This is a genomic window from Burkholderia sp. Bp8994 (assembly GCF_003853805.1).
Classification (GTDB): domain Bacteria; phylum Pseudomonadota; class Gammaproteobacteria; order Burkholderiales; family Burkholderiaceae; genus Burkholderia.
This window is the reverse complement of the sequence record NZ_QTQH01000004.1, coordinates 173,739-188,182: the sequence shown is the minus strand read 5'-3', so window position 1 is coordinate 188,182 and position 14,444 is coordinate 173,739. Positions and strand designations below refer to the sequence as shown.

Here is a 14,444-nt window from a genome sequence, read left to right as displayed (position 1 = left end):
ACAGGCGATAGGTTTAATTTATACACCCGTTGGCACCGGTTCGCCAAGTTTCTCTGTATCGCAACGCGCCGAATCAGCGCTGAATGGCGGTTTTAAATCCGACCCTGAATGCGCGAATCAGGCCTTCAGATATTGCTCGCGCGCGCCGAGCCAGCGGGCGAGATGCTGCGTGACCACGTCGGGATACGCGGCGATCAGCCGCGCCGCCGCGTCGCGGGCCGGATCGATCAGCCAGCCGTCGGTCTCGAGGTTCGCGAAGCGCAGCATCGCCGCGCCGGACTGGCGCGCGCCGAGGAATTCGCCGGGGCCGCGGATCTCGAGGTCGCGCCGCGCGATCTCGAAGCCGTCGGTCGTCTCGCGCATCGTCTTCAGCCGCTCGCGGCCGGTCAGCGACAGCGGGCCCGTGTACAGCAGCACGCACACCGACGCCGCGGTGCCGCGCCCGACGCGGCCGCGCAGCTGGTGCAGCTGCGCGAGGCCGAAGCGCTCCGCGTGCTCGATCACCATCAGCGAGGCATTCGGCACGTCGACGCCGACTTCGATCACGGTCGTCGCGACGAGCAGCTGCACGTCGTTGCGCGTGAAGGCCTCCATCACGGCCGCCTTGTCGGCCGGCGACAGCCGCCCGTGCACGAGCCCGACCTTCAGCTCGGGCAGTGCCGCGGCCAGCGTTTCATAGGTTTCGACGGCCGTCTGCAGCTGCAGCGTCTCGCTCTCCTCGATCAGCGGACACACCCAGTACACCTGGCGGCCGGTCAGCGCGGCCTCGCGCACGCGGGCGATCACCTCCTCGCGCCGCGCGTCGCCGACGAGGCGCGTCAGCACCGGCGTGCGGCCCGGCGGCAGCTCGTCGATCGTCGACACCTCGAGGTCCGCGTAATACGTCATCGCGAGCGTGCGCGGGATCGGCGTGGCCGACATCATCAGCTGGTGCGGCTGGAAATCGCGCGCGCCGTTGGCCGCGTTCGCGGCCTTCGCGCGCAGCGCGAGACGCTGCTCGACGCCGAAGCGGTGCTGCTCGTCGACGATCACGAGGCCGAGCCGCGCGAATTCGACGGTGTCCTGGATGATCGCGTGCGTGCCGATCACGAGCTGCGCGGTGCCGAGCGCCGCGGCCTCGATCGCCGCGCGCTTCTCCTTCGCCTTCAGGCTGCCCGCGAGCCATGCGACCGTGACGCCGAGCGGTTCGAGCCACGCGCGCAGCTTGCGCGCGTGCTGTTCCGCGAGGATTTCGGTCGGCGCCATCAGCGCGGCCTGGTAGCCGGCGTCGATCGCCTGCGCGGCCGCCAGCGCCGCGACGACCGTCTTGCCGCTGCCGACGTCGCCCTGCAGCAGCCGCTGCATCGGGTGCGCGAGCGTGAGGTCGTGCGCGATCTCGTCGACGACGCGCGACTGCGCGCCCGTCAGCGTGAACGGCAGCGCCGCGTAAAGGCGTGTGGTCAGCGCATCGGCATCGGTCGCGGCGCGACGCGGCATCGCGGGCGCCGCGCGCGTGCGGCGCTCCTCGTGCGCGCGCTTGAGCGACAGTTGCTGCGCGAGCAGCTCCTCGAACTTGATGCGGGTCCACGCCGGATGCGAGCCGTCCATCAGCGCGGCTTCGTCGGAATCGACGGCCGGGTGGTGCAGGATGCGCACGGCCTGCGCGAGCGTCGGCACGCCGAGCGGCTTCAGGTAGTCGCGCTCGATCTCGGGCGGCAGCAGCTCGGGCAGCGGCGTGCGCTCGACCGCGTTCTCGATCGCCTTGCGCAGATACGCCTGCGACACGCCGGCCGTGCTCGGATAGACGGGCGTGAGCACCTGCGGCAGCGGCGCATCGGCCTCGACGACGCGCACGGCCGGATGCACCATCTCCATCCCGAAGAAGCCGCCGCGGACGTCGCCGCGCACGCGCAGCCGCTGGCCGACGGCCATCTGCTTGACCTGCGAGCCGTAGAAATTGAGGAAGCGCAGCACGAGCTGCTCGCCGTCGTCGTCCTGGATCTTCACGACGAGCTGCCGACGCGGCCGGTACGCGACCTCGTTGTCGAACACGACGCCTTCGGTCTGCGCGATGCCGCCCGGCAGCAGTTCGCCGATCGGCGTGAGCGTGGTTTCGTCCTCGTAGCGCATCGGCAGATGCAGCACGAGATCGATCGAGCGCGTGAGGCCGAGCTTCGCGAGCTTGTCGACGGTCTTCACGGGTTTGTCGGCGGCCGGCTTCTTCTTGCGTTTCGCACCGGATGGTCCCGCTGCACCCGCCGCACCCGCTGCACCCGCTTCGTCGCCTCCCGCGCCCGGTTCGGCGTCGGGTGCGGCAGCGGCCGGCTGCGCGAGCCGCCCGTCGGCACCGCGCTTCGGGCCCGTGCGCCGCGGCGCGATACCGCGCGGTGACTCGTGCTCCCCCGCGCTGCGCGCGGGCAACGCGGCATCGTCCGCGTCGAACGGATCGGCGGAATCGGCAACGGCGGCGGTGGAACGGCGTGGTGACACAGGCATCGGATCGTCTGGGTGCTTCGCAAGGCAAGTACAATAGCGGCTTTCACGTCGTCCGAACGAACGACGCCGGCCAGGCCGCGCATCCCGCCATCATAGCGGCTCGCGCGCCCCATTCATGCGTTTCCGCCTTGTCGGCGGCGCCCGCCGGCCGTTTCGAACCAGCCCGCATGTTCACGCTTTCCGATTTCGATTTCAATCTGCCTCCCGAGCTGATTGCGCAAACCGCGCTGCCCGACCGTACCGCGAGCCGCCTGCTCGAGGTCGACGGCACCGTCGAGCCCGCGCGCCTCGTCGACCGCCGCTTCGCCGAGCTGCCGTCGTGCATCGCGCCCGGCGACCTGCTCGTGTTCAACGATACCAAGGTCCTGAAGGCACGCTTCTTCGGCCAGAAGGCCAGCGGCGGCAAGATCGAGGTACTGATCGAGCGCGTGACCGGCACGCACACCGCGCTCGCGCAGATCCGCGCGAGCAAGTCGCCGGGCGCCGGCACGACGCTGCGCCTCGCCGACGCGTTCGACGTGACGGTCGGCGAGCGCGTCGAGCCGTTCTTCACGCTGATCTTCCCCGAGCCGTGCCTCGACCTGATCGAGCAGTTCGGCCGCCTGCCGCTGCCGCCCTATATCGAGCACGATCCGGACGCGACCGACGAAACGCGCTACCAGACCGTCTATGCGAGCAATCCGGGCGCGGTCGCCGCGCCCACGGCCGGGCTCCATTTCGACCAGCCGCTGCTCGAGCAGCTCGACGCGATGGGCGTCGAGCGCGCGACGCTGACGCTGCACGTGGGCGCCGGCACGTTCCAGCCGGTGCGCGTCGAGAACCTCGCCGAGCACAAGATGCACAGCGAGTGGTACGACCTGCCGCAGTCGCTCGTCGACAAGATCGCCGCGACCCGCGCGCGCGGCGGCAACGTGATCGCGGTCGGCACGACCTCGATGCGCGCGCTCGAAGCCGCGGCGCGCAGCGCCGACGAAGCCGGCCGCCCGCTCGCGGCGACGCAGGCCGAGACCGACATCTTCATCACGCCCGGCTACGCTTTCCGGATCGTCGACCGGCTCGTCACGAACTTCCACCTGCCGAAGTCGACACTGCTGATGCTGGTGTCGGCGTTCGCGGGCGTCGAGACGATCCGCGCCGCGTACCGGCACGCGATCGACGCACGCTACCGCTTCTTCAGCTACGGCGACGCGATGCTGCTCACGCGGCGCGACACGCCGGAGGCGCCGCGCGCGTAAGCGCGGCAGGTGCGAAGACACGCCGGCCCGCGACCGCGCTGCGGCCGCTGCGCGTCGCGCCGTCGCGCCGTTGTCCCCGCGCCGTCGCCCCCGTTTTGCTGCGGTACGCGCTACGATGGCGCGCACCCGCTTTTCCCCGCCGCCGGTTGCCCGGCGGCGTTTCCAACATGCGCCGGACTGTTCTCCGGTGGCAAGGAGAATGACGCGATGACCGAAGGTTCATCCCACGATACGCACGCTCATCCGCACGCCCCCGTGCAGGACCGCCCCGCGAACGGGCTCGAATTCGAACTGCTGACGACCGACGGCCATGCGCGCCGCGGCCGCGTGAAGCTCAACCACGGCGTGGTCGAGACGCCGATCTTCATGCCGGTCGGCACGTACGGCACCGTGAAGGCGATCCAGCCGCGCGAGCTGCACGAGATCAAGGCCCAGATCATCCTCGGCAACACGTTCCACCTGTGGCTGCGCCCGGGCCTCGACACGATCGACGCGCACGGCGGCCTGCACGGCTTCATGGGCTGGAACAAGCCGATCCTGACGGACTCGGGCGGCTTCCAGGTGTTCTCGCTCGGCGACCTGCGCAAGATCACCGAGGACGGCGTGACGTTCGCATCGCCGATCAACGGCGACAAGCTGTTCCTGTCGCCGGAAGTGTCGATGCAGATCCAGAAGGTGCTGAACTCGGACATCGTGATGCAGTTCGACGAGTGCACGCCGTACGCGACCAACGGCGTGCCGACCACGCACAAGGAAGCGGCCGAGTCGATGCGGATGTCGCTGCGCTGGGCGAAGCGCTCGCTCGACGAGTTCGACCGGCTCGGCAACCCGAACGCCCTCTTCGGGATCGTCCAGGGCGGGATGTTCGAGGACCTGCGCGACGAATCGCTCGCGGGCCTCGCGGAGCTCGGCTTCCACGGCCTCGCGATCGGCGGGCTGTCGGTCGGCGAGCCGAAGGAAGACATGATGCGGGTGCTGCGGCACGTCGGCCCGAAGCTGCCGGCCCACAAGCCGCACTACCTGATGGGCGTCGGCACGCCGGAGGACCTGGTCGAGGGCGTCGCGAACGGCATCGACATGTTCGACTGCGTGATGCCGACCCGCAACGCGCGCAACGGCTGGCTCTTCACGCGCTTCGGCGACGTGAAGATCCGCAACGCGACGCACAAGAACTCGCTGAAGCCGCTCGACGCGAGCTGCACGTGCTACACGTGCCAGAATTTCTCGCGCGGCTACCTGCATCACCTGCACCGCGTCGGCGAAATCCTCGGCGCGCAGCTCAACACGATCCACAACCTGCACTACTACCTGCAGCTGATGAGCGAGATCCGCGACGCGATCGAGACCCATACGTTCGACGCATTCCGCCAGCGCTTCGCGGAGGATCGCGCGAGAGGGGTCGACTGACGGGCCGGCGGCCCGCAGCGCGCCCGTCACATAGGACACGTACTAAATAATGCGTTCCGGGTGCCCGTCGCGACCGCCAAACATTACAATCGCCTTTCCAAACGAGTCGCAACGGCGTCGTTTCACGCTTAACAGCTTGATCCGAAAGCGCATTTGCCGAGCCGTTCGCGCATGGGGCCGGTGGTAGAATAACCGGCTTATTTTTCGATCTTCCCCTACGGAGAGACCAACGTGCCGTTCATTTCCAATGCCTTCGCGCAAGGCGCCGGTGGCGCCGAATCGAGCCTGATGAGCTTCCTGCCGCTCATCCTGATGTTCGCGGTGCTGTACTTCATCATGATCCGTCCGCAGATGAAGCGCCAGAAGGAACACCGCAACATGCTCGCGGCCATGGCGAAGGGCGACGAAGTCGTCACGAGCGGCGGCCTCGTCGGCAAGGTGACGAAGGTCACCGAAGGCTACATCGGCGTCGAAATCGCCGAAGGCACCGAAATCACCGTGCAGAAGGCTGCGGTCACGACCATTCTGCCGAAGGGCACGATCAAGTCGCTGTAAGGTTTTCACCGAGCGTCCGGCTCCCCGCGCCGTGCCCGCCTGACAGCGCGGGCCGGCCCGGCGCCGGACGCGACGCTTTCACGCCAACCACCCGTTCGGCCCCCTCATGAATCGTTATCCACTCTGGAAATATGTCGTGATGGTCGTGGCGCTCGCCATCGGCCTTCTGTACACATTGCCCAACTTCTTCGGTGAAGCGCCGGCGGTGCAGGTGTCGAGCGGCAAGGCCACGGTCAAGCTCGACTCGACCACGCTGACCCAGGTCGAATCCGCGCTCGCGTCCGCGCAGATCACGCCGGACGACGTCACCTTCGAGAACACGGCGTCCAACGCGAACATCCGCGTGCGCCTGAAGGACACCGATACGCAGCTGCGCGTCAAGGACCTGCTGCAGAAATCGCTGAACACCGACCCGAACGATCCGCAGTACGTCGTCGCACTGAACCTGCAGAGCGCGTCGCCGCGCTGGCTGACCGCGCTGCACGCCCTGCCGATGTATCTCGGCCTCGACCTGCGCGGCGGTGTGCATTTCCTGCTCCAGGTCGACATGACGGGCGCGCTCACCAAGAAGCTCGACTCCGACGCGTCCGACGCCCGTGCGCTGCTGCGTGACAAGAACATCCGCGACGGCGGCGTGAGCCGCGTCGACCAGTCCGTCGTCGTCAACTTCAGCGACGCGCAAACGGCCGAAGACGCCCGCAAGGTGCTCGCCGCGTCGGTCACCGAACTGCAATGGGCGACCCAGCCCGGCGGCGGCGGCACGCAAGTCGTCGGCACGTTCACGCCGGCCGTGCAGAAGGCCGTCGAGGACGCCGCGCTCAAGCAGAACCTGACCACGCTCCACAACCGCGTGAACGAACTCGGCGTGTCCGAGCCGATCCTGCAGCAGCAGGGCAGCGACCGTATCGTCGTCGAACTGCCGGGCGTGCAGGACACCGCGAAGGCGAAGGACATCATCGGCCGCACCGCGACGCTCGAGGCGCGCCTCGCCGATCCGCTCAACACGCACCCGAACCCGAACGACCCCGTGCCGCCGGGCGAGGAGCTGTTCACGCAGGGCAACCAGGCGCCCGTGCTGCTGAAGAAGGAAGTGATCTTCACCGGCGACCGCATCATCGATGCGTCGGCCGGCTTCGACGAACACCAGCGTCCGTCGGTCAACATCCGCCTCGACTCGGCGGGCGGCCGCTCGGTGCGCGCGGTGTCGCGCGAGAACATCGGCAAGCCGATGGCGATGGTGCTGTTCGAGAAGGGCAAGGGCGAAGTGCTGACGGTCGCGACGATCCAGTCCGAACTCGGCGACCGCTTCCAGATCACGGGCCAGCCGACGCCGCAGGCAGCGGCCGACCTCGCGCTGCTGCTGCGCGCCGGTTCGCTCGCCGCACCGATGGACATCATCGAGGAACGCACGATCGGCCCGAGCCTCGGCGCGGACAACATCAAGATGGGCGTCCACTCGGTGATCTGGGGCTTCTGCGCGATCGCCGTGTTCATGATCGCGTACTACATGCTGTTCGGCGTGATCTCGGTGATCGGCCTGTCGGTGAACCTGCTGCTGCTCGTCGCGGTGCTGTCGCTGATGCAGGCGACGCTGACGCTGCCGGGTATCGCGGCCATCGCGCTCGCGCTCGGCATGGCGATCGACTCGAACGTGCTGATCAACGAGCGCGTGCGTGAAGAACTGCGCGCCGGCCAGCCGCCGCAGCTCGCGATCCAGGCCGGTTACGCGCATGCGTGGGCGACGATTCTCGACTCGAACGTCACGACGCTGATCGCCGGCCTCGCGCTGCTCGCGTTCGGCTCGGGCCCGGTTCGCGCATTCGCGATCGTGCACTGCCTCGGCATCCTGACGTCGATGTTCTCCGCGGTGTTCTTCTCGCGCGGGATCGTCAACCTCTGGTACGGCGGCCGCAAGAAGCTGAAGTCGCTCGCGATCGGCCAGGTGTGGAAGCCGGAAGGCGCCACGGCCGGTGCCGCAGGTGCAGCGTTCGGCGCGGCCGACGAATCGACCGACACCGCGCGCGCCGCGAAGCTCGCCGCACCCGCGAAGGGCGACGCACCGCGCGCCGGCAAGCCGCAGCTGCGCAACCGCGCGCAGCAAGGCGTGTCGCCGAAGAAACCGGGCTCGACCCAATAAGGCCCCGGAGACGAAGCCATGGAATTTTTCCGCATCCGTAAAGACATTCCGTTCATGCGGCACGCGCTGGTGTTCAACGTGATCTCGCTGGTCACGTTCCTCGCCGCCGTGTTCTTCCTGTTCCACCGCGGGCTGCACCTGTCCGTCGAATTCACCGGCGGCACGGTGATCGAGGTCCAGTACCAGCAGGCCGCGCAGCTCGAACCCGTGCGCGACACGCTCGGCAAGCTCGGCTATGCCGATGCGCAGGTGCAGAACTTCGGCACGTCGCGCAACGTGCTGATCCGCCTGCAGCTGAAGGAAGGCCTGACGTCCGCGCAGCAGAGCGACCAGGTGATGACCGCGCTGAAGGCGCAAAGCCCCGACGTGACGCTGCAGCGCGTCGAGTTCGTCGGCCCGCAGGTCGGCCGCGAGCTTGCGACCGACGGTCTCCTCGCGCTCGCGTGCGTGGTGATCGGCATCGTGATCTACCTGTCGATCCGCTTCGAATGGAAGTACGCGGTCGCCGGTATCATCGCGAACCTGCACGACGTCGTGATCATTCTCGGCTTCTTCGCGTTCTTCCAGTGGGAGTTCTCGCTGGCGGTGCTCGCGGCGATCCTCGCGGTGCTCGGCTACTCGGTCAACGAGTCGGTCGTCATCTTCGACCGGATCCGCGAAACGTTCCGCCGCGAACGCAAGATGAGCGTGCAGGAAGTGATCAACCACGCGATCACGACCACGATGTCGCGGACGATCATCACGCACACGTCGACCGAAATGATGGTGCTTTCGATGTTCTTCTTCGGCGGCCCGACGCTGCACTACTTCGCGCTCGCGCTGACGGTCGGCATCATGTTCGGCATCTACTCGTCGGTGTTCGTCGCGGGCTCGCTCGCGATGTGGCTCGGCATCAAGCGCGAAGACCTGATCAAGGAAAAGAAGACCGCGCACGATCCGGACGATCCGAACGCGGGCGCGCAGGTTTAAGCGCTGTATCGCTTCGGCTGATACCGGAAGGCCGGTCCCTCGTGGACCGGCCTTTTTTCATGGGCGAGCCGCCGCCCTCCTCGTCCGTCGCGACTGCACGGACCGTCGGCTACAATCGCGTCACCGTCCCGCCCCGCCACCCGCCGAAGCCGCGGTCCTCATGATGCCAGCCACGCGTGTCGTTCATCGCATCGTCGCCTGGAGTACCGGCGCAGCCGCCGCGGCTGCGTTCGTTGCATGCGCATCGGCCGCGCGCGCGCAATCCGCGTCCGCGCCGCCTGCCGTCCCGCCTGCGGCCCCGTCCGCGGCCGCGGCGGCCGCTGCTGCCGCCGCGTCGCAACCGTCACCCTGCCCGCCCGACTGGGAACCGCAGCTCTGCGAACTGAAGGCCGCGGTCGACGTGCTGAAGAAGCAGCACCTGACCGACGTCGACATCGGCGCGCTGCTCGACGCCACCGTGCACGACGGGATCAAGACGCTGCCGCACGCGCGCTTCTTCAACGCGAAGGAGGAGCAGGAACGGCGCGACGACGAGCGCCGCGCGCGCGACGGCACGCCGGGCATCGGCATCGTGTTCGAGACACGGCCCGACGGGCTGCACATCCTCGACGTCATCCCCGACGCGCCCGCCGAACAGGCCGGCGTGCGGCCCGACGATCTCGTCGTCGCGATGAACGACCGGAGCGTCGTCGGCATCGACAGCAGCGAGGTCGTGAAATTCGCGAAGGGCGACGCGGGCGTGCCGCTGAAGCTCACGGTCCGGCGCGGTCCGAACCACGCGACGCTGACCTTCGCGCCGGTCCGCGCGATCGTCCGGCCACACCCGGCGACGACGAAGCGGCTCGCCGGCGACATCCTGTACACGCGGCTGTCGAGCTTTCCGGAGCCCGCGGTCGGCAGCTATATCGACGCGGTGCAGGCCGCGCGCCGCGCGGGGCCGCCGGTGAAAGGCGTGATCCTCGACCTGCGCATCAACGGCGGCGGCGCGCTGAATGCGGCGATCGGCATCACCGCGCTGTTCGCCGGGCGCGACCGTACCGCGATGATCACGCTCGAGCGCGACGGCACGAAGCGCCGCCGCTTCACGACCAACTGGCCCGACTACGAACTGCCGGTCATGCGCGGCCAGGATCCGCTCGCGCCGCTGCAGGCCGACGACTGGTGGCGCACCGTGCCGCTCGTGGTGCTCGTCGACGGACAGAGCGCGTCGGCCGCCGAAGCGACGGCGGCGGCACTGAAGGATCTCGACCGCGCGCGGCTGCTCGGGATGCCGACCTACGGAAAGGGACTCGCGCAGACCGGCGTCGACCTGATCGACGGCACGCGCCTCGCTTTCACGTTCGCGCGCAACCTGCGGCCGAACGGCTGCCCGATGGACGGCTACGGCGTCGTGCCGGACTGGCTCGTGCCGCCGCGCCGCGACTCGGACGTCGACGGCGTGCTGCTGTGGTACCGCGAAGTCGATCTCGCCCGCGCGCCGTATGCGGACCGGGTCGCGCCCGACCCGTTCGCGCAGGTCCGCAAGGCACGGCAGGCACTGCGCGAAGCCCGCGTGCGCGCGAAGATCGATACGGCGAAGAGCGCGGCGCTTCCGCAGCGCGAATTCGGCACGGCAAGTGACTGGCAGCTCCGGCAAGCGCTCGACGCGCTCGCCGGCCGCCCGGTGCAGACCGTCGCTGCACCGGCGCAACTGATGCCGGCGCAGCCGGTATGCGAGCGCGGCGAGCACTGACGTGCCGTCGGACCGACCGCGTCGGCCGCGGTGGTAGATTGAACGCTCCGTCACCTCCGGACCGAAGCCGATGACACACGCCAGACCACGCCGCTCCATCCGCGCATTCCTCGAACATCCGCTCGCCGTGGGAATCGCCTGTGCACTGATCGGCAGCGCCAGCACCTGGATCGTCAACCACGAGATGGCGCGCGCCGACGAGCAGCGCAAGGCCTTCGATGAAGCGTGGGGTCGAGCCGAGCTTTTCGCCGAGAAGCAGGCACGGTACGACGATGTCGCGGCACTCGACGCGCTGGCGGCAGAGATGCCGCAAAACCCGGTGTCGGCGCTCCTCCGGAAGCACTATCGCGCGCTCGGTGCCGATGCGCAACGTGCTCGAGACGACGCACGCGATGCACTGGCCACTCGGCGCCTGCTGCTCTCGAAACCACAGTACGACGCCACTCACCGCTTCATCGAAACGGTATCCGCGACGAACCCGGCCGGCCGGCAGAACATCCCGGCCGATCTCGAAACGCTGCGCGCGACGGCAAAGACGCTGCGCGATACCGACGGCTGATCGACGGCCGCCCTTCCCGATCACCGGAACCCGAACCGCCGCCGCAACACCACCAGCGCCGCGAGGCTCAGCACGGCCGCGAACATCAGGTAGAAGCTCGGCGCGGTCTTCATCCCGGTCGCGCGGATCAGCCATGCGATGATGAACGGCCCGAAGCCGCCGAAGATCGTCACCGCGACGTTATACGCAAGCGACATCCCGGTCGTGCGCGTCTGCACCGGAAACACTTCGGACAGCAGCCCCGGCAGCGCCGCGAAATAGCCGGTCATCAGGAACGCGAGCAGTACCTGCAGCGCGATCAGCGTGCCGAAGCCCGGATGCGCGACGAGATACGCGAACGCCGGATAGATCAGCACGAGAATGCCGACGGCCGGCGCGAGCATCACGCGCACGCGGCCGTAACGATCCGACCAGTGGCCGACGAGCGGCGCGAACGCCATCTGGATCACGCCGACGACGAGGATCGCCGCGAACGCGGCCGACGGCGCGAGGCCGAGCTGCTTCACGCCGTAGGTCGGCATGAACAGCACGAGATAGGTCGCGACGGTGCCGAGCACCACCACGCCCATCGCGGCGACGAGCCGCGCCTTGTGCGACGCGAACGTGTCGCGCAGCGGGCTCGCGGTGCTTTCCGCCGCGAGGAATTCGGGCGTCTCGTCGACCTTCGAGCGGATGTAGTACGCGACGGGCCCGAGCAGCAGTCCGAAAAAGAACGGGATGCGCCAGCCCCACGCGGCCATCTGCTCGGCCGTGAGCTGCGCGTTCAGCACGGTGCCGAAACCCGCCGCGAGCAGCGTCGTGAGCCCCTGGCTCGCGACCTGCCAGCTCGCGAAGAAACCGCGCCGCCCGGGCACATGCTCGGCCAGGAACGCGGTCGCGCTGCCGAATTCGCCGCCGGCCGAAAAGCCCTGCATCAATCGCGCGGCGACGAGGATCAGCGGCGCCGCGACGCCGATCGTCCGGTAGGTCGGCAGTACCGCGATGACCAGCGTGCCGGCCATCATCAGCAGGATCGACAGCGTGAGCGCGGCCTTGCGGCCCGCGCGGTCGGCGTACGCGCCGAGCACGATCGCGCCGAGCGGGCGCATGAAGAACGACACGCCGAACGTGCCGAGCGTGAGCAGCAGCGACACGGTGTCGTTGCCGGCCGGAAAGAACAGCTTCGAGATCGTCACCGCGAAGAAGCCGTAGACGACGAGGTCGAACCATTCGAGCGCGTTGCCGATCGACGCGGCGACCACCGCGCGCCATACGCGCGACGACGAAGCAATGGAGCTGGACTGCGTGACGGCGTGCATCGGCGATCTCCTTGTCGTTGTACGTTCTGTCCGACGCGTCCGTTCTCGCGCCGCGAGCTGTGCGCACGATTATAGGCGCGCAAAAAAAACCGCCGCGCCCCCGAACAACGGGAGCGCGGCGGCTGGCACGCGACGGGCCGGCGAGCGTGACGCGGCGGCCGGCCCGGCCGGGCGCGTTACTGCTGCTTGACGGCTTCGGCCGTGATCAGCAGCTTCGTCTTCATCTTGAAGCCGTACTGCTTGCCGTAGTCGAGGCCGAAATCGTCGCGGCTGAATTCGCCGACCGCGTCGACGCCGCACACTTCACGCTTGAGCATCGGATGCGGCATGCACTTGAACGAATCGATCTTCAGCGTGAGCGGCTTCGTGACGCCGTGCAGCGTCAGGTTGCCGACCACCGACACCGGCTTGTCGCCGTCGAACTTGATGGTGCCCTTGTAGTTCGCCTGCGGGAACTTGGAGACGTCGAAGAACTCGGCCGTCTGCAGGTGCTCGTCGAGCTTCGCGCTGCCCGTCTGGATCGACGCGACGTCGGTCGTCACGTCGACCGTGCCGGTCTTCGCCGCGCGGTCGAGCGTCACGCTGCCGCTCGACTTGTCGAACTTGCCGCGCCAGACCGACAGGCCGCCGAAGTGGTCGGCCTCGAAGCTCGGGTACGTGTGGCTCGGGTCGAACTGGTACGTCGCGCTGTCGGCGAATGCCGAGAACGACAGCGAGGCGGCCAGCGCGCCCGCGGCGATGATCAGATGCTTTTTCAAATGCTTTCTCCTTGGAACAGCGCCGCGCCCTCGCGCGGCATTCGGGGTGATGCGACAGCCCGCCGCTTACTTCGTGGCGACGAGATGGAACTTGATCTGCACTTCGTCGGCGACGATCGACGTGTCCTTCCACTCGCCGGTGCCGACGTTGAACGCCGAACGCTTGATCGGCAGCACGCCGTCGAAGGTCTGCGTCGCGCCGCTCTGCGTGACCGTGACGGGCACGGTGACGGTCTCGGACTTGCCCTTGATCGTCAGCTTGCCGGTCACGTTGTACTTGTTGCCGCCGGCCGGCGCGATCGCCGACGACGCGAAGGTCGCCTGCGGATACGCCTTCGCGTCGAACCAGTCCTTGCCCGTGACCTGCTCGTTGTACATCTTGTCGCCGAGGTCGAAGCTCGCGATGTCGATCGACATTTGCGCGCTGCCCTGCGCCGCCTTCGCGGGGTCGAACTTCACCTGCGCGGAGAACTTCTTGAACGCGCCTTCGGTCGGCACGTTCATCTGCTTCGACACGGCGGACACCTTGCTCTTCGAGAGATCGACGTCGGCATGCGCCGCGGCCGACGCGACAAGTGACGCCGCGGCGAACGCGGTCAGCATGGAGCGGGAGAAAGACACTTTCATGGGATCCTTCATTTGGCGGAGGGAAGCATCCGCGACAGCAGGCCGTCGCGGTCCAACAACTGGTGCTTGAGCGCCGCGAGCACGTGCATGGCGACGAGCGCAAGCAGAATGTAATTCAAGGACACGTGCAGCGTCTTGAAGGTTTCCTTCAGCACCGGATCGGGATCGATCAGGCGCGGCAGCGGCACGATGCCGAGGTAGACGACCGGGATGTTCGACGCCGAGCTGTACAGGTAGCCCGTTACCGGGATCACGATCATCAGCACGTACAGCAGCATGTGCACGCCGTGCGACACCGCGCGCTGCCACGCCGGCGTGTCGCCCGGCAGCGGCGGCGGCACGTGGGTCGCGCGCCACAGCACGCGCACGACGGCCAGTGCGAACACCGTCACGCCGATCCACTTGTGCCACGAGAAGTACTTCAGCTTCGTCGGCGTGAAGCCGGGGATGTCGGTCATGACCCAGCCGAGTGCGAAGCCGCAGACGATCAGCAGCGCGATCAGCCAGTGCAGCGCGATCGCGGTGTGCGCGTAGCGTGCCGGCCCGGCCGGCGGCGATTTCGATGCCATCTTGGATTCCTCAGTTGAGCGAACGGCTGCGCCGGCCCATTCGTCCGACGCTTGTCAAGGCCGCCATGCTACCGCAACCTTTTGCCACGCGCGGACTCTGAGGACACGCGCGCCAGCCGGCTG

12 protein-coding genes are annotated in these 14,444 nt (G+C 68.1%); 7 read left to right on the top strand and 5 right to left on the bottom strand.

Annotation, left to right across the window (positions count from 1 at the left end):
* Positions 1-117: 117 nt before the first annotated feature.
* The gene (gene recG / locus DIE04_RS05805; RefSeq protein WP_124487973.1) at positions 118-2,475 is read right to left on the bottom strand and encodes an ATP-dependent DNA helicase RecG; all 2,358 of its coding nucleotides are present in this window, start codon (positions 2,473-2,475) and stop codon (positions 118-120) included.
* Between the two features lie 167 nt (positions 2,476-2,642).
* Here recG and queA point away from each other — a divergent pair, with 167 nt between their 5' ends.
* The 7 genes from queA (at position 2,643) to DIE04_RS05770 (ending at position 11,069) form a co-directional block, all read left to right on the top strand.
* Positions 2,643-3,710, top strand: coding sequence for a tRNA preQ1(34) S-adenosylmethionine ribosyltransferase-isomerase QueA (queA, locus tag DIE04_RS05800; RefSeq protein ID WP_124487974.1), 1,068 nt, complete (start codon positions 2,643-2,645; stop codon positions 3,708-3,710).
* Positions 3,711-3,917: 207 nt separating this feature from the next.
* Entirely contained in the window at positions 3,918-5,117 is a 1,200-nt protein-coding gene (gene tgt, locus DIE04_RS05795) for a tRNA guanosine(34) transglycosylase Tgt (RefSeq protein WP_124487975.1), read from the top strand.
* A 231-nt stretch (positions 5,118-5,348) separates the two neighbouring features.
* On the top strand, positions 5,349-5,672 hold the full coding sequence (gene yajC, locus DIE04_RS05790) for a preprotein translocase subunit YajC (RefSeq protein WP_006476868.1): 324 nt from the start codon (positions 5,349-5,351) through the stop codon (positions 5,670-5,672).
* Positions 5,673-5,778: 106 nt separating this feature from the next.
* A complete protein-coding gene (secD, locus tag DIE04_RS05785; protein WP_124487976.1) occupies positions 5,779-7,809 on the top strand; it encodes a protein translocase subunit SecD in 2,031 nt (676 codons plus the stop codon).
* 18 nt (positions 7,810-7,827) lie between these two features.
* The gene (gene secF / locus DIE04_RS05780; protein ID WP_044844020.1) at positions 7,828-8,778 is read left to right on the top strand and encodes a protein translocase subunit SecF; all 951 of its coding nucleotides are present in this window, start codon (positions 7,828-7,830) and stop codon (positions 8,776-8,778) included.
* 160 nt (positions 8,779-8,938) lie between these two features.
* The gene (locus DIE04_RS05775; protein WP_185500315.1) at positions 8,939-10,510 is read left to right on the top strand and encodes a S41 family peptidase; all 1,572 of its coding nucleotides are present in this window, start codon (positions 8,939-8,941) and stop codon (positions 10,508-10,510) included.
* Positions 10,511-10,580: 70 nt separating this feature from the next.
* A complete protein-coding gene (locus DIE04_RS05770) occupies positions 10,581-11,069 on the top strand; it encodes a hypothetical protein (RefSeq protein WP_124487977.1) in 489 nt (162 codons plus the stop codon).
* Between the two features lie 20 nt (positions 11,070-11,089).
* On the opposite strand, the gene DIE04_RS05765 is transcribed toward DIE04_RS05770, so the two are convergent.
* From DIE04_RS05765 to DIE04_RS05745, 4 genes are all read right to left on the bottom strand, one after another.
* Entirely contained in the window at positions 11,090-12,367 is a 1,278-nt protein-coding gene (locus tag DIE04_RS05765) for an MFS transporter (RefSeq protein ID WP_124487978.1), read from the bottom strand.
* A gap of 176 nt (positions 12,368-12,543) precedes the next feature.
* On the bottom strand, positions 12,544-13,125 hold the full coding sequence (locus tag DIE04_RS05755; RefSeq protein ID WP_044844018.1) for a YceI family protein: 582 nt from the start codon (positions 13,123-13,125) through the stop codon (positions 12,544-12,546).
* Positions 13,126-13,191: 66 nt separating this feature from the next.
* On the bottom strand, positions 13,192-13,752 hold the full coding sequence (locus tag DIE04_RS05750) for a YceI family protein (RefSeq protein WP_124487979.1): 561 nt from the start codon (positions 13,750-13,752) through the stop codon (positions 13,192-13,194).
* An 8-nt stretch (positions 13,753-13,760) separates the two neighbouring features.
* On the bottom strand, positions 13,761-14,321 hold the full coding sequence (locus DIE04_RS05745) for a cytochrome b (RefSeq protein WP_044844017.1): 561 nt from the start codon (positions 14,319-14,321) through the stop codon (positions 13,761-13,763).
* Positions 14,322-14,444: the final 123 nt, after the last annotated feature.